This window comes from Treponema parvum (genome assembly GCF_017893965.1).
Lineage (GTDB): Bacteria > Spirochaetota > Spirochaetia > Treponematales > Treponemataceae > Treponema_D > Treponema_D parvum.
The window spans coordinates 1-20089 of the sequence record NZ_CP054142.1 but is presented as its reverse complement, the minus strand read 5'-3'; the positions used below and the strand labels follow the sequence as shown (position 1 = coordinate 20089).

Genomic DNA, 20089 nt, shown 5'->3' with positions numbered 1-20089 from the left:
TTTGTAAATTAATGAGAAAGATGGGCATATGTAACAAACTTACCAGAGGTTTTCATCCATTCATCAAGTCTAAGTCCGTTCTGTTCAATGCTTGCAAGACGCGCATCAAAAATTATAATTTTGCCTTCAGAAATCCATTGTCGAGCTTTGGTAACGATAGATTTAAGCTCTTCAAATTTTGCTGCTTCTGTGACATATTTCCCAATAACGCTCATATCAGTAATATTAACACCGCCATTTGAAAGATTAAACACGTCCGGCTTTGTTTGTTCTAGTTTTCCTTTTTTTAGGAATTCGCTAACATAGTATTCTACAAGAGATTTGTTATCACGGACGGCAGAAGTTATAATGTGTCCAGGTTGAAGACTGTCCTGATTTGTATCAACTCCTATTCCGTAAACATTGTTAAGCCTTGTTGCTTCAAGCCCCCCAAGACCAGCTGTTCCACAGCATGTCCAAATGACATCACATCCCATATTTTTAATCATATTGGTTGCAATAACCTGTGCATTTGCCGTATCGGAAAAACCTACAGAATAATCAATATAAACATTCGCGTTTGGATTTAAAAAATATACTCCTTGTCTGAAACCGTCACCGTATTGATAAAACCCGACAGAGTCCGCGCCAAAAAGAACACCAATATTACAGTTTCCATTATTTCTTCCAACACCAGAAACAATTTCATTTCCATCTGTTGCTACATATGCAGCAACTATACCTGCAAGAAAAGAATGTTCATTAAGTGTAATATATGATTCAATAACATTAACTGGTCTTACTTTAACTCCATCAACAGCGTTAATTCTTAACTGTCGACCAATTGCACAAAAGTAAATCTCAGGATAATCCATAGCTACATGATACATATCACCTGAAATACCAGCTTCAAGATTAAGAATCAGATGATAACCTTCTTCGCAAAGACTTCTAAAAATTTCTTGTCCCTGTGAAGAATCCGTACATTCAACAGCATTTATTTCAATGCCATACTGGGTCTTACAATAAACAAGTCCTGAATAAGCGGAATCATTGAATCCAAGATCTCCAAGTCCGCCTTTTTGCATAACAAGCGCTACTTTCTTTATCCGTGCAGTAGAAGCTATTTCCTGTTCCCCCTTTGAAAACACACTTGCGCAAACAAGAGAGACGAGTGTAACAATAACGACAACTTTTTTCATTTTTTCCTCCTAAAATTTTTCACATTAAGCCCAAATTGGGATAATCTCAATTAATATGCCATTTTATAGATTTCAAAAGCCGCATTTTCGTCAAGGACTCTGAAAGCCTTCGAAAAATAGTCCTTACCTATAATGCTCGCCTCATGCGCCATCTTTGGAAGCATATCTTTTTCAATTCCAATATCTCTGAGTCTTAAAGGAAGATCTATTTCGGCAAAATATTCTTTTGTTTTCGTAATAGCGAGTTTCGCCGCTACCATTTTATCCATTCCAGAAGGATCTATTTCAAAAGCAGCTTTGAGATATCCTAAATACCTGTAAGCGTTATCTTCTGTAAGCATCCATTCCATCCATGCTGGCATGATTACAGCAAGACCTATTCCATGTGTAACATCGTAAAAAGCCGAAAGCTCATGTTCAAGTTTGTGCATTGACCACCCTACCGGATTCCCCTTAACCACTAAACCGTTGATTGCCCAACAACATGCCCACATGATATTACTTCTGGCTTCATAATTTTTAGGATCGTTGTAAACTGTTTTCCCATAGTGAAAAAGCGTATTGAAAAGGGCTTCTCCAAATTTTGCTTGAAGATATGCTTCAGGAACATTTGAAAAATACGACTCTGCGACATGGCTAATAGCATCCGCAATGCCTGCCGCTGTTTGTTTTTTCGGCATAGTGAATGTGAACTCCGGATTAAGAAATGATGCTTTGGGTCTCATTTCTGGATCTGAATAACCGGCCTTCTCATTAATATCCATTCTTGAAATAACAGAACTTGTTGACATCTCTGAACCTGCGGCAGAAAGAGTGGGAACTGTAATTATTGGAAATACTTTACCTACTTGAACTTTTTTGCTTATGATATCCCACGGGTCACCTTTGTATGTACATGTAGCTGCAATTGATTTTGCACAATCAATTGCACTTGCTCCCCCAATAGGGAGTAAAATATCACATTTTTCTTTTCTGCAAATTTCATTTCCCTTTATAACGGATTCAAGTCGTGGATTCGGCTCAACACCATCCATTTCTACAAAAGGTATTCCTGCTTCTTTAAGTCTTCCAACAACGGCATCATAAGCACCGTTTTTTTTGATAGAACCACCACCATAAACAATTAACGGCTTTGTACCCCATTGTTTAATGGTATCAACTAAATACTGAAAACAACTCGGCCCAAAATTGATCCTAGTCGGAACATAATACCAAAAATCTTTCATTTCGATTCTCCTTTTTGCAATCCACAAATATCAGTTCTGTGCGGCATTTTTATATTCTCTAATAAGAGCAACAAGTTCTTCCGGTTTATCATAGAGCTTAATAATTGAACTACCCACAAAAAAACCATCTCCTCCGGCTCTTTTAATTTCTTTTACATCATCAGGATTCTTAATGCCCGCTCCACAAAAAATTGGTTCTGATACCCCTCTTTCCCTGAGATATTTTATGCATGTTTTAAGTTTTTCAAATCCGGGCTTTATATACTGGCCGATACTTGGAAACGCTTGCATATATGTAAAACCATCTGTTTCAATACATCTATGAATATCCGTTTCCTCCATTTTGTAGTTAACAGATCTTGAAAGTTTTACTCCATACAATTTAAATGTCTTGATCGCATCAAAATCATGAAGATCTCCTGAAATTATGTAATTAATGTTATGTTCCTTACAAAACGCCCCAATTTTTGCTGCACCAATTGCCGAGATTACTTCATGGTAAAGAATTAAAAAAAATTCTATTGAAGTATATTTCTTTATCATTCGATCTATGCCTTCAAGATAGTCATCATAGTTTGAAGTCTGGTCTAAAGCCTCCTTATATAATTGTTGTATAAAAGAACTATCCCTATATCCATTTTTCGGAGGAATTGCCACTTCAATAGCGTCACACCCCCCTTTAACATATAATCCGGCAATATCAATAGCCTTATTTATTGTTGGATACCCAAATGAAAGAAAGCAGATTGTCTTAATACCCATACAAAATACTCCTTATTTACTCACAGCCGCTTTTTCCAAATCATTAAGTAACTCAAGCATTTTTTTTTCATCTTCCCAAAGATTCATCAAACAACTTCCGACAAAAGCTCCGTTTGCACCGGCTTCCTTCGCTTCAATTAATGCTTTTCCATTTGCAATTCCCGCAGTTGCATAAATTGGCGCGGAAACACCTTCTTTTTTAATAAATTTTATTCTGTCATTCCAAGAAACTAATCCTTTTCTGCTTTTCATTCCCTGTCTGATATTCCTGAGCATGACACCTCTTCCGGTCTTTACCGCAAGATCTATTTCTTTTTGAGGTAGATCAAAATCTATAAACATAAGTGTATCTATTCCTGCAGCATTCATATCGAGTCGGGCAGTTTCTATGATTCCATCACCTGAAATACGACAGGTTTTAATATTGTTTTTCTTACAGAATTCGATATACTTTGTAGTCCCTATTGTAAGAAGCACATCTTCATATGAAACCATCTGCATTTCAAAATCGGTATGTTTATTTCTAAACCGCGTAAGAGCTTCCAAGAATACGTCATAATTACCATACTTCTTATATGCATATTTCATTTTATCCTTAATAAACTGAGTTTCTCTGTAAGGATTTCTTGAAGGTAAATCAAATTGAAGAGCTTTTACGCCATATAAAAGGTATTTTTCTGCCTTATCAAGCGAATATTCAATACTGGGACAACCCACATTAATGTAATAAACTAAATGAAAAGCTTTCATCTTTATATCCTTATGTTGTTATATTGTTATAATAACTTATCATAAAAACCTTGCCTAATCCTTCTAAATCATTTATAGTATAAATGTTGATTGCCGATAAATCAACAAATTTTTTTCATTTTATTTAATATGGATTTTTATGCAATTTTCAAATGAACAAATAAATAGCTTGATAAACAGCATACCTAAATATATTTATATTAAAATGGATATTATCAATAAAATTAAACTCGGCCAGTTTGTTCCGGGAGGTAGAATTCAAACAGAAGAAGAACTCTGTAATTTCTATAATTGCTCAAGATTAACAGTGAGAAATGCACTAACTGCCATTGCCAATGAAGGGTACATCAAAAAAATCCAAGGGAAAGGTACTTTTGTTAATTCTGTCATTCCACAAAAATCTACCATGAAAAATATAAACAGTTGTTCCGCTCTCATTCGTTCTCAGAACATGAAGCCCTCAAAAAAAATCATTTTTTGTGGCCTTTCTACTGAGATAGATAGCACCATCAAGAACAAATTACAAATAGAAAAAGATAATCCTGTATTTGTCTATATTAGAGTGTATTATGCAAACGAGATACCTGCAATTTATTGCTGTTCATACTATAACGCAAAAAAACTTCCTGGAATTGAAACCATCGATTTTTCAAATAAATCAATTGTTTCTTTTCTTAAAGAAAGATATAATATCGAGCTTAAACGTTCTGACCGGGAACTCAGCGCAAAACTTGCAAATACTGAAACAGCTTCTTTGCTTTGTACACCAAAAAACTATCCTCTCCTACAAGTCACAGACCTTAAGACATGTGTGCTTCAGGGAATTGAAGTCCCTATTGAATTATATACATTTCAATATGTAACAGACAGGATCAAATATTACCCTGAAATTCAATAAAAATAAATTTGTATCTATGATAACATATTTAAATTTTTTTTCTGTAACCATTAACCATTCCTAACAGTAACTCTTTATAAACATATCCGATACAAAAGTTACGTAAAGACAAAATCTTTGCAGAAAACCCTAAAACCTATTTCCTTTCCTCTAAAGCGATTTCCGTGTTATAATTTTAATGCTGATTATGAAAAATGATTTTCAAGATCTTATTAAAAAACTTCAGGAATACATAGACGAAAGCGATAATATCGTGTTTTTCGGCGGCGCAGGCGTCTCTACTGAAAGCGGCATTCCCGATTTCAGGAGCCAAGACGGTCTTTATTATCAACAATGGAAATATCCGCCTGAAACTATCATAAGCCACAGTTTTTTTATGGAAAAGACCGCTGAATTTTACGAATTTTACCGCAAAAAACTTATAATAAAAGGCGTCTCTCCGAATGCGGCGCATCTGAAATTGGCCGAGCTTGAAAAAAAAGGAAAGTTAAAAGCCGTGATCACTCAAAACATCGACGGCTTACATCAGGCGGCGGGAAGCAAATGTGTTTTTGAATTACACGGCAGCGTTATGAGGAATTTTTGCATGAACTGCGGAGCGCCCTACGGCATTGACGCTATCTGCGACAGCGAAAATTCTCAGGACAAACTTCCTCACTGCGCAAAATGCGGCGGACTTATAAAACCCGATGTTGTTTTATACGAAGAAGGGCTGGACAATAATGTCATCTCTGGCGCCATATCGGCTTTATCAAAGGCCGATATGCTTATAATAGGCGGAACTTCTCTTGTAGTGTATCCTGCCGCAGGGCTCATAGACTATTTTCACGGGAACAGGCTCGTCCTCATAAACAAGTCGGAAACGTCAAGCGATTCAAGAGCGGATCTTGTTATACGCTATCCCATAGGAGAAGTGCTTTCTTCGATTAACGTCCAAGATTAGCGGCGTTCGCCTATAGTAAAAAGCGAATAAAGCCTGTCCAGATCGTCTTTGCTAAAATAATCTATCCGTATGGAACCGGCTTTAAGATCGCCTTTGATTACGACCTTCGTACCTAAGGCCTCTATAAATTTTTGCTCTATAGCCGACAGATCCGGATCTTTATGTTCCGTTTTTTCGGCTTTAAGAACCTTCTTTTTTAAACCGTTATATTCGGCGGCAAGCTGTTCCGCCTCCCGCACCGAAAGAAAATTTCCCACTATTTTTCCGAATAAGATTCTTTGGTCCGAAGCGTTTTCCACCGAAAGCAGGGCTCTTGCGTGCCCGGCGGAAATTTGTCCGCTTATCAAAGACGACTGAATATCTTCCGGCAGTTTTAAAAGTCTCATGGAATTTGCAACCGTAGAACGGTTTTTGCCCACACGTTTTGCAACATCTTCTTGGCTTAAATCCCCTAATTCCATAAGTTTAAAATATGCTCTCGCTTCATCTATAGGGTTCAGATCTTCTCTTTGAATGTTTTCGATGAGAGCAATTTCAAGTTTTTTTACTTCATTGAATTTTCCGAGCAAAACGGGAACTTTTTTCAATCCCGCAATGATGGAAGCTCTTGTGCGCCGCTCTCCGGCTATTATATAAAAGGTTCCGTCGTTCGCATCTTCTGTGAGAATCGGCTGCAAAACGCCGTTTTCACGTATGGAATCCGACAATTCCTGAAGGTCTTCTTTTACAAATTCTCGGCGGGGTTGATGGGGATTAGGCTTTAATAAGGTCGGATCTATCCAAAGCGTTCCGTTTTTATCGGCCGTAACGCCTTTGGGCAAATCCAAACGCTCTTTAAACTCTGCTCCCCCGGCTTCGGTACCCGTTCTTGTCTCGGGAACGTCGCCGGAAGACATGAGAGCGTCGATGCCTCGTCCCAAACCTTTTTTCTTAGCCACGGCGCATCACCTCTTTGGCAAGACTTTCATAGCTTTTGGCTCCGGCACACAAAGCGTCATATTCGCATATCGGAAGTCCGTGAGAAGGTGCCTCTGAAAGGCGGACGTTTCTCGGAATGATCGTATTAAAAACAATGTCTTTAAAATACGACTTTACCTGCATAACCACGTCCTGTGCCAAGCGGGTGCGGGAATCGTACATGGTAAAAAAAATTCCGCCTATGACTAAGCCGGGATTTATGCTTTTTTGAACTTTTTTAACTGTTTGGAGCAAAAGCGTTATTCCCTCAAGCGCAAAATATTCACACTGCATGGGAACAAGCACTTTATCGGCCGCAGCCAAGCCGTTTAAAGTTAAAATTCCCAAGGACGGAGGGCAGTCAATAAAAATGTAATCGTATTTATCTTTTATGGACGCCAGTGCATTTTTCAAAAAAAATTCTCTGTTTTCCTGATCCACAAGCTCGATAGCCGCGCCCGAAAGATCTATAGAAGCACCTATGGCATCAAGGTTTTTTACCGATGTGTGTCGAATAATTTTTTCAGCCGGCACCGATCCGGACAATAATTCGTAAACGGTAGGTTTTTCTTTGGGCAAACCTATACCGCTGGACATATTTCCTTGAGAATCAAAATCAACCAATAAAACGGTCTTTCCGGAAAGCGCCACATATGCCCCTATGTTTATGGCCGAAGTCGTCTTTCCTACTCCACCTTTTTGATTTACAAAAACAAAACATTGTCCCATGCAAACGACTATATCATTTTTAAAGAATTTAGTATACAGTGTAAATTTGAGAAGCATATGATCTTATCCGTTTCTTTTTCCAAACCGAACCCGAAACAAAAAACAGCCTGCCAGGAAAATCCGTCCGGAATACCGCAAAATTGTCTGAGAATAAAGGTCCGTCCCGTTCATAAAAACGCTAAAATAAATTATTTTGCGGAATTTTTTACCAAAACGCAGGTTTTTCACAAAACTTTTTCTGAAAAAGAACTTCTTGCTTTTATAGACGACAATGCGGGAAAAACGTTTTTACAATGTGTGTATCGTACGGAAACGGAAGAAATCACCGTTTTAGGAAATAAAAGCGGCCATGTTTCAAGGCTCTCAAAAAAACCATCCGACAAACCTTTATTGCAGGATTTCAAAAAAAAGAAAAATTATCTTATTCGTGAAGGCGACCCCGTACCGTTTTTGGTTTTGCTCGGAATAATGACTCCTTCGGGAAAAATCCTATCCTCAAAATATGATAAATTCCGGCAGATAAACCGTTTTTTGGAGTTTATAGACGATATTATCGACGACGTTCTTTCCCTGATCCGAAAAGAAGAAACGGAAACGAATAAAGCGGCTTTATCTTCGATTTCCGGCAATACTCGCTCCTTACGCATTGCGGATTTCGGGTGCGGCAAGTCTTATCTGACGTTCGCCGTCTATCACTATTTAACTCAAATAAAAAAGATCGACGCAAAAATCGTAGGGCTCGATCTAAAAGAAGACGTCATAAAATACTGCTCTGCCCTTTCAAAACAATGCGGTTATAAAGATCTTTCTTTTGAAGTCGGAAATATTGCCGATCATAAATCACCTTTTTCTCCCGACATTCTAATCTCCTTGCATGCGTGCGATACGGCGACGGACTATGTTTTACGGTATGCCGTCGAAAACCGCGTCAAAGCGATTTTAAGCGTTCCCTGCTGCCAGCATGAAATAAATTCGCAGCTCGAAAGCCGAAAAGCAGACGTTTCAGATGAAAAAAGCGTTTTTGCCTCCGTTTTAAAACACGGAATATTAAAAGAACGCTTTTCCGCAATAGTAACGGACGCTTTGCGAGCGGATTTTCTTGAAAGTTCCGGTTATAAGGTGCAAGTTTTGGAATTCATAGATTCACAGCACACGCCGAAAAATTTACTGATACGCGCCGTAAAAAAAACTCGCTGTGATAAAAATTCTCAAGCGTTCCAAGCAGCTGAAAAAAGAAGCTCTAATCTTACAAAGGCTCTGGGCATCAAGCCCGCTATATTTTCAAACTTTTCAAAGGACGTATGATTCCAAAAAATCTGCAACCCCGTCTTCGTTATTGTTTTTTTGTGTTACAAAGGCGGCAAGGTCTTTAATATATTCCAAGCCGTTCAACATAGCGACAGACATCGGCGCTTTGCGGATCATTGTTTCGTCGTTCATGCTGTCCCCAAACGCCATAAGACTTTTTTGCGGAATATTCAACTTTTGTATGAGCCACAAAAGCGCTTCGCCTTTTCCGCATTCGGGCGGCATAATTTCAAGAAAGTAAGGTTTACTTGTAAATATCACGGCTTTTTTACCGAGCAACTCTTTTAATTCTCTTTGAACCTCGGGTAAAATTTCAGGCGGTCCTGAAACCATCATCTTTGCAGAACCTTTTTGCAAAACTTTTTCAAATTCGGGAATAATTTTCATGGGAAGCTTGCAAAGCGACGCGTCCCGCCTCGTCCACTCGTTGTCGATAGGCGTAACCACGGTAGAATCCTCGTAAACGTTCGGAGTCAGATTGTATTTTTTTACCTCATCGTATACCGATACTAAAATTTCACCGCTAACCTTTCGCGAATAAATGCTTTTATTTTTATGCACGTCGTATACTACGGCGCCGTTCAGGCACACTACATAACGCCCCTCTTCCGTACCGCTTAGATCAAGCTGTTTTGCATACCGTAAAACGGAATTTTCCACCCTGCCGGAACATAAAACAATATAGATTCCTTTTTCCGCCGCCTTTTTTAAACAGTTTTTCGTCCGCTGTGTTATGAGCAGGTCTTCGGTTAAGAGAGTGTCGTCAAGATCAAGAGCTATGAGTTTGGGCTCAAGTTTTTCTGCGGGAATTTTCATAATAAAATCTTATTTTATGCCGGTTTTAAAAATATTTATCAAAATAAAAAATGCCGCCGTCAATACGATCATATAAATTAAAGCGATAAAATATTTTACTTCGGGTATTATAACGAATAAAAAGCCGCATATAATTGTCAAGATGCCGACAAAAATCGAAAAACGTCCCGCCGATATTCCTAAAAATCGTCTGGAAGCCTTTTTGTCCGGATCCGTTATATTTTCACAGATACTCTTAAGATATCTTTCCGAAAGGAAATAAAATCCTGCAGCTAAAAAAACCGATCCGCCGGCAAAAAAAACAATACAAATTATCAAATTTTTCATACGTCAACGGTTTTCACAGCCGCTATTTTTTCCAACACGATGTCCGCCTTGTGCTGCGTAGAAACATGCACCGTCATCTTGTTTCCTTGTTTGTCGTAAAATTCCATATCGATCTTTCCGAATCCCGTATAAAATAAAAAATCGTACCATTTTTTAGGCGGTTTTTTAAATTCAAGCGAATCCAGCTCGGTGATATTCAAAAGCTGCTCCTGAACCCTTTTTCCGCCGAAAGTTCGTCTTAATATGATATTTACGGAAGATTCGTACGGAACTACATAAAAATAAATGTTTTTCGAGCAAAAAACCAAAAGTCCCCACAGCTGTCCGGAAGCATTTTTCTTTAAATTTAGAGCTTCAAAAACACATGGTTCCGCTTCCAAACTTACAAATTCCAAAGAAACTACAATATCTTTTACCTTGTCCGAAAAATCTTTGTAAAATTGTTTTATATCTCTTTGCTGCCCAGCTTCCATATCTTTTCAATTCTTTATCAGTTCAAGATCGAAAGCCAAATATGCGTTTTCGGGAATTACGCCCGGATATCCGCGCTCGCCGTAGGCAAGGCCGGGCGGAATTACGATCGTTCGCTTTTCGCCGAGTTTCATATCCTGTACCATAAGATCAAAACCCGGAATCATCTGTCCGGCGGCGGTTTTAAAAGAAAGCGGCTCTCTTCCCTTCGACTGATCAAAAACCTTTCCCGAAATCAAATAGCCCTTATAATCCACCGAAACGTTTTTTCCTTTTCCGGTTTTATTTCCGCTTCCTTCCTTGGCGATCTTGTAATAAATTCCGTTAGGATCTTTTTCGTAACCGGGAAATTCTTTTTCTATAACTTTTATCTGTTCGGCGAATGCGGCCTCTTTTTTTCTGGCGGCTGCCGTTTGCGCTTTTTCCGCCAAATCGTCAAAATCTTTTTGCCCGGCCGTCATTTTTTTTGCTTCATCGCCCTGGCGTATTATATTTACTTTTAAAATTTTATCGTCTTTTTGGATCCTGTTTACAACGTCCTGTCCTTCAAGAACCCGGCCGAAAATCGTATGTTTTCCGTTAAGCCAGGGCGTTTCCACATGTGTGATAAAAAACTGACTTCCGTTAGTCCCTGCGCCGGCGTTCGCCATCGCCAAAATTCCAGGCCCCGTGAATTTCAATTCGTCGTCAATTTCATCGGCAAATTTATAGCCCGGGCCTCCCGTACCGTTTCCAAGCGGGTCGCCGCCTTGAATCATAAAATTAGGAATCACTCTGTGAAATTTAAGTCCGTCGTAAAACGGTTTTTCCTTCGATGCGTTTAAAGTCCCTTCCGCAAGACCGACAAAATTCGTAACCGTCAAAGGGGCTTTTTTATAATTCAATTCAAGAACTATGTCTCCTTTGGATGTTTCCATAATTGCAAAAATACCGTTCTTTCCTTCTATAGCTTTCATGCTCTTCTCCGTAGGTTTTGTATAAGAATTCATAACAACCGCACAAAACAAAATTAATGCCGATAATATTTTTTTATTTTTTATTCCGCTTTTCATATAGACCTCAAAAAATCAAAATTGTTCCGTAAACCACTTGTAAATCGCATCGAGCCGGGCGTTTAAAGACTTATTCATTCTTTTTTCAAGAACCGACCACCTCAAAATCCGCGCCTGTATAACCATGTATACCAAAAAACTTTCTCCGCAGTCGGTAACAACCACGTTTATATTCATATTTCCTTTTTTCACGGCCCGAATGAATGTGTACTTTAGCGGATCCAGATTCTGAAACGTCACGGATACTTCGCTTTCGCTTTGATTATACGTTAAAGAATACTTGCTGCCTCCGAAAGCGTGTTCGTTCTGAAAACAATAAAGTTTTAATCCGTCTGCGGAACCTTCAAGCATATCGGGAATCGGCGTATCGGAATCGGGATCTTCGATCATATAAGATTCCGAATACAAAACATCCCATTCCTGACGGCTGTTTGAAAAATACAGCATTCCCTTCATTTTAGAGATGGAACGGACTACCCTTGAAACTTCGTCTATCGATACGTCGGGATCGGTTTTTTTGCTTTTAGCGATCAGATCCGATTTTTTTACCAAATATAAGGACTCGGAAATAAACGAAGGATCCTCGTCTTTTTCATTTCCGTGAAAGACCGCCGCTTTTTTTGCAATAGGCGTGTCGGGCGTAAGGGCTAACTGTTTTTCGTCCTTTTCAAGAGTGTGTTTGACCTCTCCTTTTTCTTTCAATTCCTTTATGAGCTTTACATCTAAAATATCCTCTATAAGGTAAGTTTGAGCATAAAGCGTAGGCATAAAAAAAATAACCGAAAAAGAAAGCAACAAAAATGTCTTTTTCTTCGGTTCGAACATGTTATCGCACTCCCTTATACAAAACCCTTACCTGCTTGTATAAACCCTCGCCTTCGCTTTTTGTTTCAATATCTGGAATGTCGTTCAAAGTAGTATGAATAAGGCGGCGTTCAAAAGGATTCATAGGTTCGAGCAAAATGGAACTGTGCGTCGAGCGCACCTTATCGGCCGTTACATACGCCATTCGCACGAGGAGCTCTTCTCTTCTTATGCGATAATTTTCGGTATCAAGGACAACTCTGGTATCTTCATGTCCCAACCGTCCCGCGTACACATTTGCAAGCAGCTGTAAAGCGTCAAGGTTTTTACCTTTACGGCCTATCAAAATCGAAGAATTGTCAGATTCGAGTTTTATTCCTATCTTCCGCTCTTCACGGAACATGACGTTCACTTTTACCTTATACCCCATTTTTTCGGTCAAAGTTTCAATAAATTCCGTCAGTTTTTTTTCAAACCCTTCCTGAGGAACCGGATCCGCAAACGTTTTTTTTGCGGGTATTTTTCCGTCAAATTCCGGCGCAACTTCAGGGCTGTCCGTATGCACTCTTATCTTCACAAATCCTTTTTTAAAGATGGAGCTCTTTTGCGTTTCAAGAATTTCCACATCGAATTGCTCTCTCGCAAGGCCAAGTTCGTTTGCCGCCATTTCTATGGCTTCTTTTTCGGTTTTCGCTTCGTATTCGTAGATCATAAATATCCTCTATCGTTTATTTTTAGGAAACTGTTTTATATTGGAAGACCTTCCGTTTACGGCCGTCTTTCCGTTCGCCGCAAGCGCGGCTTTTTTCTTGTTCATGATACCGTTAATCACAAGCTGTTGAATGAGCTGTACAAAATTGGAAACAGTCCAGTAAAGCAAAAGCCCGGACGGCGCATTATAGAAAATAAAGAAGAAAAACAATGGCATTCCGTACATCATTATCTTCATCTGAGCTGCGGACGAACCCGTCATAGTTCCGCCGTTCTGAGTGATTTTTCCGAACAAAAGCTGAGAAACCACGTAAATTATGGGCAAAAGTCTAAGCTCGTTTCCTATAAACGGTATCGTAAATTTAAACGTATAAATACTGTCTCCGACGGAAAGATCCGGTATCCAGCCGGGAATGAACATGGCTCCGCGGAATTCAAAATAATTATTGAAAAGGTTGAACATCGCAAACAAAATCACGAACATAAAAACCATGGGCAAACATCCGGAAACGGGATTATATCCGGCGGCCTTGTATACCTTTGCCGTTTCGGCCTGCAATTTTTGCGGATTATCTTTGTATTTCGCCTGTATGGCCTGCAATTCCGGCTGCAGTTTCTGCATTTTAAGGGTTCCCATAGAGCTCTTTTTAGTGAGCGGGAACATTATCATCTTAAGGAAAATAGTAAGTATTATGATGGAAACTCCCCAGTTCGGAACAACCTTGTATATCATTTCCATCATCCATTTTAAAGCCGCTTCAAGCCATGAAAGAAATCCGCTTGACTGAAGACTCTCGCCTAAGTTTTGTCCCTTAAGATTCCAAGCGTTGTTTTCAGGTGCATTGTACTTGTGCAGATCTTTTTCATTCCTGGGTCCGAAATACAGATAATAAGTGTCGTTGACCTTTCCGCCGTTAAACGCGTCGCGCACTAACAAAGCCTGCGCGTTGGCATAATCGTTTATCTCCATCAAAGACGAATAATAAGCGCTTTTTACGATCGATTTGTTTTCCGGAATGATCAGTCCTACAAAGTATTTTCCGCCTATTCCTACCCAAGACAGGTTTCCCTTATCGTATTCTTTGAATTGCTTGTCCGAAAGAACGATTCTTTTCGATTTATCGCCGTTATATGCGATAAATTGGCGCGATTCATACCTGTCGGTTTTTCTGTTAAAGTGCGGCCCAAGCTGCGGAGAAGTGCGGATCGTATAAGAAGCTCCGCCGAAATTCAATCCGTTCGAACCTGTGTCGCCGTCTACCGTTACGTCGAGCTTAAAAGCGTATTCTCCGTTTTTAAACGTATAGGTTTTTGCTATCGTAAAAACATTGTCGGTATTATCGGAGTTTTTAATGTTAAAAGTCTTAAAAAAACCTATGGTGTTATCGTCTATCCTTTTTGAAAAAAATATGTCGTTTATTATAGGATTGGAAGCGGAACCGAAAGCCAAAGCGCACATTCTGTTCGTATTGGAAACGTTGTCCGAAAGTTCAACTCCCTTGCCCGTGTCTCTGTCAAGGTGATCCAGCAGTTCATAGCTTACTATATCGCCGCCGCGGTTTGTAAAAACGACTCTTACCTTGTCCGTCGTTACGGTAAAATTTTCTTCCGTAAGAATTTCATCCGACTTTTCAGGTTCCGAAACAACCGCCACCTGAGCGGAAGGTTTTACCGCTTCGTTTACCTGTTCCGGTGCGGCAGCTTGAACGCTTCCGGCGTTAGAAGTATTTTCCGGCGCATTTTTTGCAGGAAAAAACCTTGTCTGAAAAAACATAAATCCGACTAAAACGAGGGTGGAAAGCACTATAGCTAAAATCGTATTCTTTTCCATAAAATCAAACTCCAAACAAATTTTTAAGGAACAGGATCATAACCGCCGCTGCAAAAAGGGTTACACCTAATAATGCGTTTAAAAGACAAATATATTCCCTTTACCGAACCGTGTTTTTTTATCGCTTCCATAGCGTAATTCGAACAGGTAGGATAAAACCTGCAGCATCTGGGAAATAACGGAGAAATGCAGACTTGATATATTCGGATAAGCAAACAGAAAAATTTGATAAAAAAATTCTTCATTTTTTTAATAATCCTGCTTTATCACATAACAAACTGAATTGAACATACCGCATGCCGAACGAATCGTTTCCCGGATATACAAGCAACAACAGATCGTATCCTGCGTTAAGATATGTTTTAAAAGACCTGTAAACTTCACGGCTGTATCGTTTTGATCTATTTCGTTTTACGGCCGAACCGTAATGCCGGGAAAGAGTAAATGCAATTCTGTTTATTTTAAGATTGTTAGGCAAAAAAAATAACTTTGCGCCCGAAACGCTTACTCTTTCCCCGTTTTTAAACAGATTCCTAATTTCATCGGAACTTTTTATTCTTTCACTTCTATAAAATCGTCCCGGCAAAAGCAAGTCTGCTTCCATCCCTAATTTGTCAAAATCAGTAAGGTTTTTTTTCGTCCGAAATCGTTAATTTTGCACGACCCTTTGCACGTCTGCGGGCAAGAACAAGTCTGCCTCCGCGGGTCGCCATTCTTGCACGAAAACCGAATTTTCTATTGCGTTTAACTTTGCTTGGTTGATATGTCCGTAACATGGTGAACGCGTCTCCTTATTTAAAGAACCTGTGAGGCTCCAATGTTCAATGCAGTGTTAAAAAATATAACATTAATCGTCTCTCTTGGTCAACATAGTCTTTTTTATTCTATTGAACGATTCTATGATTTCCAAGGGAATTTCTTTATTTTCGTTTATCTTTTTGTCTTTATATACGTCTTTTAAAACCTTTTCTTCCCTTTCAAATTCTTTTTCTATTCGCACTTTTTCTTCATATTCTTTTTTATTTTCCTTCTCGGATAAGACGGCCGCGCTGCCTTTAAGCCTGAAAGATAAGGCTCTTATATCCAATTGGGGAACCTGCTGCTTTAACCCTTTTAAAATATATCTTTCATACATTCGGAATAACTGAATGTATGCAGGGTGATCCGTTTCTACCAATAAAATTCCGTTTTTTATTTCCACCAAAGAGCTGTGGGAATATAATTTTTCACCCAAATTTTCTTGCGAATTTCCTTTTTTTACGGATTTCGTTATCGTTTTCCACGCTTCAGTAACGTCTTCTTTTTCTTTGTACTTCTCTTTATCGATAGAGGAAAACACGTCCATTATCATATCGCCGCAATTTATAACCTGCCCTTTAAAATTGCCGTTCACTTAATTCTCCGTTTTTCACAAAATAAACTTTAGTGCCGCTTCTCATATATCTTTCGTACGGTTCCCCAGGCAAAAACGTGCAAAACATTTGATCGTATTCCGGCAAAGACGAGGTAACCTTCTTTCTTTTTTCGGGATCCAGTTCAAGCATAACGTCATCCATGAGCAGGACGGGCTTTTTTCCCGTAACCTTAGTGTAAAACACCGCTTGCGCTATCCTTAATATGAGCGCTATCAATCTTCTTTGTCCCGTCGACGCTGAAGGAATAAACGGCTTTTTGTCTTTTATAAAGTAAATTTTATCGCGATGCGGGCCGTAAAGGGTAGTCTCCGCCATTTTATCGTTGTCTTCTTTTGTCTTTAAAAGATAAAGTATCTCATCTTTTAGAGGAAAATGTTTTTCTTCGCCGTCTTTCACTTCCTTCCATGAAGGTTCGTAAAAGATGGAAATTCCTTCTATGCCCGCTATGTCTTCATATAGTTTTCCGAAAATTTGATTGAATTGGAAAATCATATCCTTTCTTTTTTTTTGCATAATTAAGCCGTTTTCCGCAAGCTGTTCGTTGTAGACTGGCAGCATTTCATATTCGTGACTTTTTAAAACGGAATTTCTGCTTTTTAAAATTTTTTTATATTTTCTCAGCAAGTCTAAATAAAGAATATCGTACATCGACAAGGACTGGTCTATAAAAAATCTTCTTCGCTCAGGTTCTCCCGTCGCAAAAGCAAGGTCGTCGTGACAAAACAGTACGCACGGAATTGTGTTTATAAGTTCTTTTCTGTCCTGTATTTTTTTTCCGTTTTTTTCTATTTTCTTTTTACCGTTTTCAAAAATCACGCTTATAGTCTGCGTGGTATCGGTTTCTGTGCGAAAAAAAGATTTTATGCTGAAATTTTCTTCTCCTTCTTTTACGATCTCATGTTCGTTGTTCGTTCTGAAAGAATTTCCGTAAGAAGAAAAATACAAGGCTTCAAGAAGATTGCTTTTTCCCTGTCCGTTTTCGCCTACAAAATAAACTTCTTTTGAAAAAAGGTCGGTAGTCTTGTTGCTCAAATTCCTGAAGTTATAAAGCGAAATATTCAAAAAAGGCATTATTCAAAATTCATCGGCATGATTATATGAAAATAATCTGCCGCAGGATCGGATCTTAAAGTTATGGCTTTCATAACTTCGGTGAATTCAAATACAACTTTGTCGGTTTTGATCACTTTTAAAGGATCGCCTATATAGCGGTAATTCAAAGCCAACGTTATTTCGTTACCCGCGTATTCGCACGGAATTTCTTCGTCGGCCGTACCTATATCCGATTCGGGAGATATGAGTTTTAAAACTCCGGGGCTTATTTTAAACAAAAGTCTGCATATCTTTTTGTCAATCATGAGAGCCGTTCGTTTTAAAGCTTCTTCCAAATCGTTTTTGTATACCTTAAAGTGAAACGATTGCTTTTCCGGAATTACGCGCTGATAATTCGGAAATTGCCCGTCCAAAAGTAGCGAAGAAAATTCGTAATTTCCGAACTTTATAAAAATCATTTTATCTATAACGGAAACAAGTATATTACCTTCATCCGAGGCGTTTTTCAAAACGCAGTTAAGAATTTTTACAGGTACGATTGAAGAAGGAAAATCAGGCACGGGATTCGTTACGTCCTTTTCTATATAGGAAAGTCTTCTTCCGTCGGTCGCCACCATAACAAGGTTTTCTTCTTTTTTCGTAAAAAAGACACCCGTCATAAAGTATCTGTTGCCGTCTTCTGAAACCGAAAAGATAGTTTGAGAAATCATCTCTTTAAAATCCTTTGCAGAAACTTCAAAGAACGTTTCTCCGGTAGATGCAATTTCAGGAAATTTATCTCCGGCTATGCTTTTAAGCTGAAATTTTATCTTTTTAGAAACAGGCCGTATCGTAACCTTTATGTCTTCCTGTTCGAATTCTATTTCTCCCTGCGGCAAAGAAGACAATATGCTCATAAATTTATCGCAATATATAGTGGTGGATCCTTCTTCTTCAACGTTTACCGGAATATGCGTTATAAAATTTACCGACGTGTCGGAAGCTTTTATCGTCAAGGTATTCTTACTTGCTTCTAACAGAATATTTGAAAGAATGGATATTGGACTTTTGTTCGTTATTATTTCTTGAGCAATTGCAATTTCTTTTATCATCGAATCTCTGTCAAAAGAAAATTTCATTTTTTTCTCCTATTAAATTTTAAACTTGCGCTCGGTCGAAAATCGAAATTTTCGATCAAATGTAAGCAGTGCGTTTTTTTGCGCACAATTTAGATTTGTCATCAGACATTATATATTATTATATTTTTAAATTTAATAATAATAGTAATAAGGCCTGTTATTATGTGTAAAAGTGCCGTAACCGTATATGCTTTAATAAAATAAAACTTGGATAAGTTTGTTATTTCAATTAACAGTTTATGCACTTATCAACATTTTTAATATATATCAATAAGGTATCAACATAATATTATCACATTATACACAATTTTGTATTTATTTTTTATAATCTTTTACCTGCCTCATGAGCATTTGAACCAGCGAATTTAAAGAAGAATCCGTCTTGAGCATATTTTCAATCTTTTCATACGAATGCATCGCCGTCGTGTGATCCCTTCCTCCGAATTCGTTTCCAAGTTCGGGAAATGAGTATTCGGTCAGTTCTCTTGCTATGTATAAGGATATCTGCCTTGGAAATACGAATTTTTTGTCGCGTTTTTTACTTTTAATGTCCGAAATGGAAATGTTAAAATGATCGGCCACTATTTTTTGAACGGTGTCTATCGTTATCGTTCCGGACATTGGAGAGCTGAAAGTGTCTCTCAGTTGTTCTTGCGCAATTTCTATCGTAAGATTTTTGTTTATAAGCTCCGAATATCCTATCATCTTCGTTAAAGCCGATTCAAGATCGCGTACGTTTGTAACTACGTTTTTTGCTATGTATGAAACCACTTCTTCGGGAATCTTTTTTTGAAGAATTTCAAGTTTTTTCAAAAGTATTGCATAGCGGGTTTCAAAATCCGGCGGCTGAAGATCGACTACAAGACCGTTGGAAAACCTTGAACGCAGTCTGTCGGTCATGTCTTTAAGTTCTGTTACAGGCCTGTCGCACGTGAATACCATTTGCGAGCTGCTGTCGTGCAAAGCGTTAAACGTGTGAAAAAGCTCTTCCTGAGTTTGAGTTTTTCCCTGCAAAAAATGAATGTCGTCCAAAAGCAGAACGTCAAGGTTTCTGTATTTGGATTTGAATTTGTCTATCGTCTTATTTCCTATTGCGGTGGTGAATTCGTTTGTGAACGTCTCTGCAGGAACGTAACAGATTTTAAATTTATCGCCCTTTTCCCGATATATATAATTTCCTATGGCTTCCATAAGATGCGTTTTTCCCAGGCCGACTCCGCCGTACAGCAATATGGGATTATAAGTTTTTCCCGGATTTTTGGCTGCGGCTATGGAAGCGTTGTAAGCGTAGTCGCTGTTGCTTCCCGGAATAAAGGTTTCAAATGTGTAATTGGGATAAAGCTGAGGATGTCGTTTAACTTCAGTTTTAACGTAGGTATGATTTGACAAAGAGTTTTGAGAGCCGTTTTGCTTTTTGTCGGCCTGCGCTTCAACAGGAGAGTCTTTTCGGCTTTCCGAAAAAACGGATTCGTTGTTTACAAAATGTTTTAACGAAATGTTTTTTTGGCCGGTAAGATCTTTAATTTTATCCGTTATTCTTTGAACGTTTCCTTTAGATACCATCGATTGCCATAGAAATTCCGAAGCGACGGAAACGGTTATGGTTGAAATAGTGTCTTCTTCATATTTCATGTTGTACCAAAGTTTAAAATCCGTTTCTTTTCCGGCTTTTTTATATTCTTCGTGAATTTGATTTAAAGCGTATGTCCAAACATCTTTGTAATTATGTTCTCCCAT

At 38.5% G+C, this 20089-nt stretch carries 23 protein-coding genes; 3 read left to right on the top strand and 20 right to left on the bottom strand.

Going from position 1 to position 20089, the window contains the following annotated elements:
* Positions 1-8: 8 nt before the first annotated feature.
* From HRQ91_RS00115 to HRQ91_RS00100, 4 genes are read right to left on the bottom strand one after another with little or no spacing between them, the layout of a single operon-like run.
* The gene (locus HRQ91_RS00115; protein ID WP_210119720.1) at positions 9-1181 is read right to left on the bottom strand and encodes a BMP family lipoprotein; all 1173 of its coding nucleotides are present in this window, start codon (positions 1179-1181) and stop codon (positions 9-11) included.
* A 50-nt stretch (positions 1182-1231) separates the two neighbouring features.
* Positions 1232-2407 carry an iron-containing alcohol dehydrogenase gene (locus tag HRQ91_RS00110; protein WP_210119719.1) on the bottom strand — a complete coding sequence of 392 codons (1176 nt, stop codon included), beginning with the start codon at positions 2405-2407 and terminating at the stop codon, positions 1232-1234.
* A gap of 30 nt (positions 2408-2437) precedes the next feature.
* Positions 2438-3169, bottom strand: a complete 732-nt coding sequence (locus HRQ91_RS00105) for a tryptophan synthase subunit alpha (protein ID WP_210119718.1) — start codon at positions 3167-3169, stop codon at positions 2438-2440.
* Between the two features lie 12 nt (positions 3170-3181).
* On the bottom strand, positions 3182-3919 hold the full coding sequence (locus HRQ91_RS00100; protein ID WP_210119717.1) for a tryptophan synthase subunit alpha: 738 nt from the start codon (positions 3917-3919) through the stop codon (positions 3182-3184).
* A 205-nt stretch (positions 3920-4124) separates the two neighbouring features.
* On the opposite strand from HRQ91_RS00100, the gene HRQ91_RS00095 reads away from it, so the two are divergent.
* Positions 4125-4817, top strand: a complete 693-nt coding sequence (locus tag HRQ91_RS00095) for a GntR family transcriptional regulator (RefSeq protein WP_210119716.1) — start codon at positions 4125-4127, stop codon at positions 4815-4817.
* A gap of 187 nt (positions 4818-5004) precedes the next feature.
* Entirely contained in the window at positions 5005-5760 is a 756-nt protein-coding gene (locus HRQ91_RS00090; RefSeq protein WP_246473235.1) for an NAD-dependent protein deacylase, read from the top strand.
* Here HRQ91_RS00090 and HRQ91_RS00085 read toward each other — a convergent pair.
* Together HRQ91_RS00085 and HRQ91_RS00080 are read right to left on the bottom strand one after the other, a co-directional pair.
* Positions 5757-6698 (bottom strand): ParB/RepB/Spo0J family partition protein, encoded by a 942-nt coding sequence (locus tag HRQ91_RS00085; RefSeq protein ID WP_210119714.1) that lies wholly within the window; start codon positions 6696-6698, stop codon positions 5757-5759. The genes HRQ91_RS00090 and HRQ91_RS00085 overlap by 4 nt on opposite strands.
* Positions 6691-7446, bottom strand: coding sequence for a ParA family protein (locus tag HRQ91_RS00080; RefSeq protein ID WP_210119713.1), 756 nt, complete (start codon positions 7444-7446; stop codon positions 6691-6693). The genes HRQ91_RS00085 and HRQ91_RS00080 overlap by 8 nt, the downstream gene beginning before the upstream one ends.
* A gap of 57 nt (positions 7447-7503) precedes the next feature.
* On the opposite strand from HRQ91_RS00080, the gene HRQ91_RS00075 reads away from it, so the two are divergent.
* Positions 7504-8751, top strand: coding sequence for a class I SAM-dependent methyltransferase (locus HRQ91_RS00075; RefSeq protein WP_210119712.1), 1248 nt, complete (start codon positions 7504-7506; stop codon positions 8749-8751).
* Here the strand turns inward: HRQ91_RS00075 and HRQ91_RS00070 are convergent.
* The 14 genes from HRQ91_RS00070 to dnaA all read right to left on the bottom strand — a co-directional run bounded on the left by HRQ91_RS00070 (position 8737) and on the right by dnaA (position 20089).
* Positions 8737-9570 carry a Cof-type HAD-IIB family hydrolase gene (locus tag HRQ91_RS00070; RefSeq protein ID WP_210119711.1) on the bottom strand — a complete coding sequence of 278 codons (834 nt, stop codon included), beginning with the start codon at positions 9568-9570 and terminating at the stop codon, positions 8737-8739. The two genes, HRQ91_RS00075 and HRQ91_RS00070, sit on opposite strands and share 15 nt — an antisense overlap.
* Positions 9571-9579: 9 nt before the next feature.
* A complete protein-coding gene (locus HRQ91_RS00065) occupies positions 9580-9897 on the bottom strand; it encodes a hypothetical protein (RefSeq protein ID WP_210119710.1) in 318 nt (105 codons plus the stop codon).
* Positions 9894-10370 carry a hypothetical protein gene (locus tag HRQ91_RS00060; protein WP_210119709.1) on the bottom strand — a complete coding sequence of 159 codons (477 nt, stop codon included), beginning with the start codon at positions 10368-10370 and terminating at the stop codon, positions 9894-9896. The genes HRQ91_RS00065 and HRQ91_RS00060 overlap by 4 nt, the downstream gene beginning before the upstream one ends.
* A gap of 6 nt (positions 10371-10376) precedes the next feature.
* On the bottom strand, positions 10377-11357 hold the full coding sequence (locus HRQ91_RS00055) for a peptidylprolyl isomerase (protein WP_420832841.1): 981 nt from the start codon (positions 11355-11357) through the stop codon (positions 10377-10379).
* Positions 11358-11435: 78 nt separating this feature from the next.
* Positions 11436-12245, bottom strand: a complete 810-nt coding sequence (locus HRQ91_RS00050) for a DUF6675 family protein (RefSeq protein WP_210119707.1) — start codon at positions 12243-12245, stop codon at positions 11436-11438.
* Between the two features lies 1 nt (position 12246).
* Complete coding sequence (gene jag / locus HRQ91_RS00045; RefSeq protein ID WP_210119706.1) at positions 12247-12936, bottom strand: RNA-binding cell elongation regulator Jag/EloR; 690 nt, start codon at positions 12934-12936, stop codon at positions 12247-12249.
* 9 nt (positions 12937-12945) lie between these two features.
* Complete coding sequence (gene yidC / locus HRQ91_RS00040; protein WP_210119705.1) at positions 12946-14766, bottom strand: membrane protein insertase YidC; 1821 nt, start codon at positions 14764-14766, stop codon at positions 12946-12948.
* A gap of 23 nt (positions 14767-14789) precedes the next feature.
* Positions 14790-15011, bottom strand: a complete 222-nt coding sequence (gene yidD / locus HRQ91_RS00035; protein ID WP_210119704.1) for a membrane protein insertion efficiency factor YidD — start codon at positions 15009-15011, stop codon at positions 14790-14792.
* Complete coding sequence (rnpA, locus tag HRQ91_RS00030) at positions 15008-15370, bottom strand: ribonuclease P protein component (RefSeq protein WP_210119703.1); 363 nt, start codon at positions 15368-15370, stop codon at positions 15008-15010. Before rnpA ends, yidD begins: the two co-directional genes overlap by 4 nt.
* Positions 15371-15386: 16 nt before the next feature.
* The gene (gene rpmH / locus HRQ91_RS00025) at positions 15387-15542 is read right to left on the bottom strand and encodes a 50S ribosomal protein L34 (protein WP_210117514.1); all 156 of its coding nucleotides are present in this window, start codon (positions 15540-15542) and stop codon (positions 15387-15389) included.
* A 71-nt stretch (positions 15543-15613) separates the two neighbouring features.
* The gene (locus HRQ91_RS00020) at positions 15614-16159 is read right to left on the bottom strand and encodes a DciA family protein (RefSeq protein WP_210119702.1); all 546 of its coding nucleotides are present in this window, start codon (positions 16157-16159) and stop codon (positions 15614-15616) included.
* Positions 16143-17252 carry a DNA replication/repair protein RecF gene (recF, locus tag HRQ91_RS00015; RefSeq protein ID WP_210119701.1) on the bottom strand — a complete coding sequence of 370 codons (1110 nt, stop codon included), beginning with the start codon at positions 17250-17252 and terminating at the stop codon, positions 16143-16145. The genes HRQ91_RS00020 and recF overlap by 17 nt, the downstream gene beginning before the upstream one ends.
* Entirely contained in the window at positions 17252-18352 is a 1101-nt protein-coding gene (gene dnaN, locus HRQ91_RS00010) for a DNA polymerase III subunit beta (protein WP_210119700.1), read from the bottom strand. Before dnaN ends, recF begins: the two co-directional genes overlap by 1 nt.
* 315 nt (positions 18353-18667) lie before the next feature.
* A complete protein-coding gene (gene dnaA / locus HRQ91_RS00005; RefSeq protein ID WP_210119699.1) occupies positions 18668-20089 on the bottom strand; it encodes a chromosomal replication initiator protein DnaA in 1422 nt (473 codons plus the stop codon).

Excerpts from the sequence above, each read along its gene's own strand:
- recF (WP_210119701.1), bottom strand. The coding sequence starts at position 17,252 with ATGCCTTTTTTGAATATTTCGCTTTATAACTTCAGGAATTTGAGCAAC.
- HRQ91_RS00095 (WP_210119716.1), top strand. The coding sequence starts at position 4,125 with ATGGATATTATCAATAAAATTAAACTCGGCCAGTTTGTTCCGGGAGGT.
- HRQ91_RS00115 (WP_210119720.1), bottom strand. The coding sequence starts at position 1,181 with ATGAAAAAAGTTGTCGTTATTGTTACACTCGTCTCTCTTGTTTGCGCA.
- HRQ91_RS00055 (WP_420832841.1), bottom strand. The coding sequence starts at position 11,357 with ATGAATTCTTATACAAAACCTACGGAGAAGAGCATGAAAGCTATAGAA.
- jag (WP_210119706.1), bottom strand. The coding sequence starts at position 12,936 with ATGATCTACGAATACGAAGCGAAAACCGAAAAAGAAGCCATAGAAATG.
- yidD (WP_210119704.1), bottom strand. The coding sequence starts at position 15,011 with ATGAAGAATTTTTTTATCAAATTTTTCTGTTTGCTTATCCGAATATAT.
- HRQ91_RS00100 (WP_210119717.1), bottom strand. The coding sequence starts at position 3,919 with ATGAAAGCTTTTCATTTAGTTTATTACATTAATGTGGGTTGTCCCAGT.
- rnpA (WP_210119703.1), bottom strand. The coding sequence starts at position 15,370 with ATGGAAGCAGACTTGCTTTTGCCGGGACGATTTTATAGAAGTGAAAGA.
- HRQ91_RS00105 (WP_210119718.1), bottom strand. The coding sequence starts at position 3,169 with ATGGGTATTAAGACAATCTGCTTTCTTTCATTTGGGTATCCAACAATA.
- HRQ91_RS00065 (WP_210119710.1), bottom strand. The coding sequence starts at position 9,897 with ATGAAAAATTTGATAATTTGTATTGTTTTTTTTGCCGGCGGATCGGTT.
- HRQ91_RS00050 (WP_210119707.1), bottom strand. The coding sequence starts at position 12,245 with ATGTTCGAACCGAAGAAAAAGACATTTTTGTTGCTTTCTTTTTCGGTT.
- dnaA (WP_210119699.1), bottom strand. The coding sequence starts at position 20,089 with ATGGGAGAACATAATTACAAAGATGTTTGGACATACGCTTTAAATCAA.
- HRQ91_RS00075 (WP_210119712.1), top strand. The coding sequence starts at position 7,504 with ATGATCTTATCCGTTTCTTTTTCCAAACCGAACCCGAAACAAAAAACA.
- HRQ91_RS00090 (WP_246473235.1), top strand. The coding sequence starts at position 5,005 with ATGAAAAATGATTTTCAAGATCTTATTAAAAAACTTCAGGAATACATA.
- HRQ91_RS00110 (WP_210119719.1), bottom strand. The coding sequence starts at position 2,407 with ATGAAAGATTTTTGGTATTATGTTCCGACTAGGATCAATTTTGGGCCG.
- rpmH (WP_210117514.1), bottom strand. The coding sequence starts at position 15,542 with ATGTTACGGACATATCAACCAAGCAAAGTTAAACGCAATAGAAAATTC.
- yidC (WP_210119705.1), bottom strand. The coding sequence starts at position 14,766 with ATGGAAAAGAATACGATTTTAGCTATAGTGCTTTCCACCCTCGTTTTA.
- HRQ91_RS00060 (WP_210119709.1), bottom strand. The coding sequence starts at position 10,370 with ATGGAAGCTGGGCAGCAAAGAGATATAAAACAATTTTACAAAGATTTT.
- HRQ91_RS00080 (WP_210119713.1), bottom strand. The coding sequence starts at position 7,446 with ATGGGACAATGTTTTGTTTTTGTAAATCAAAAAGGTGGAGTAGGAAAG.
- HRQ91_RS00070 (WP_210119711.1), bottom strand. The coding sequence starts at position 9,570 with ATGAAAATTCCCGCAGAAAAACTTGAGCCCAAACTCATAGCTCTTGAT.
- dnaN (WP_210119700.1), bottom strand. The coding sequence starts at position 18,352 with ATGAAATTTTCTTTTGACAGAGATTCGATGATAAAAGAAATTGCAATT.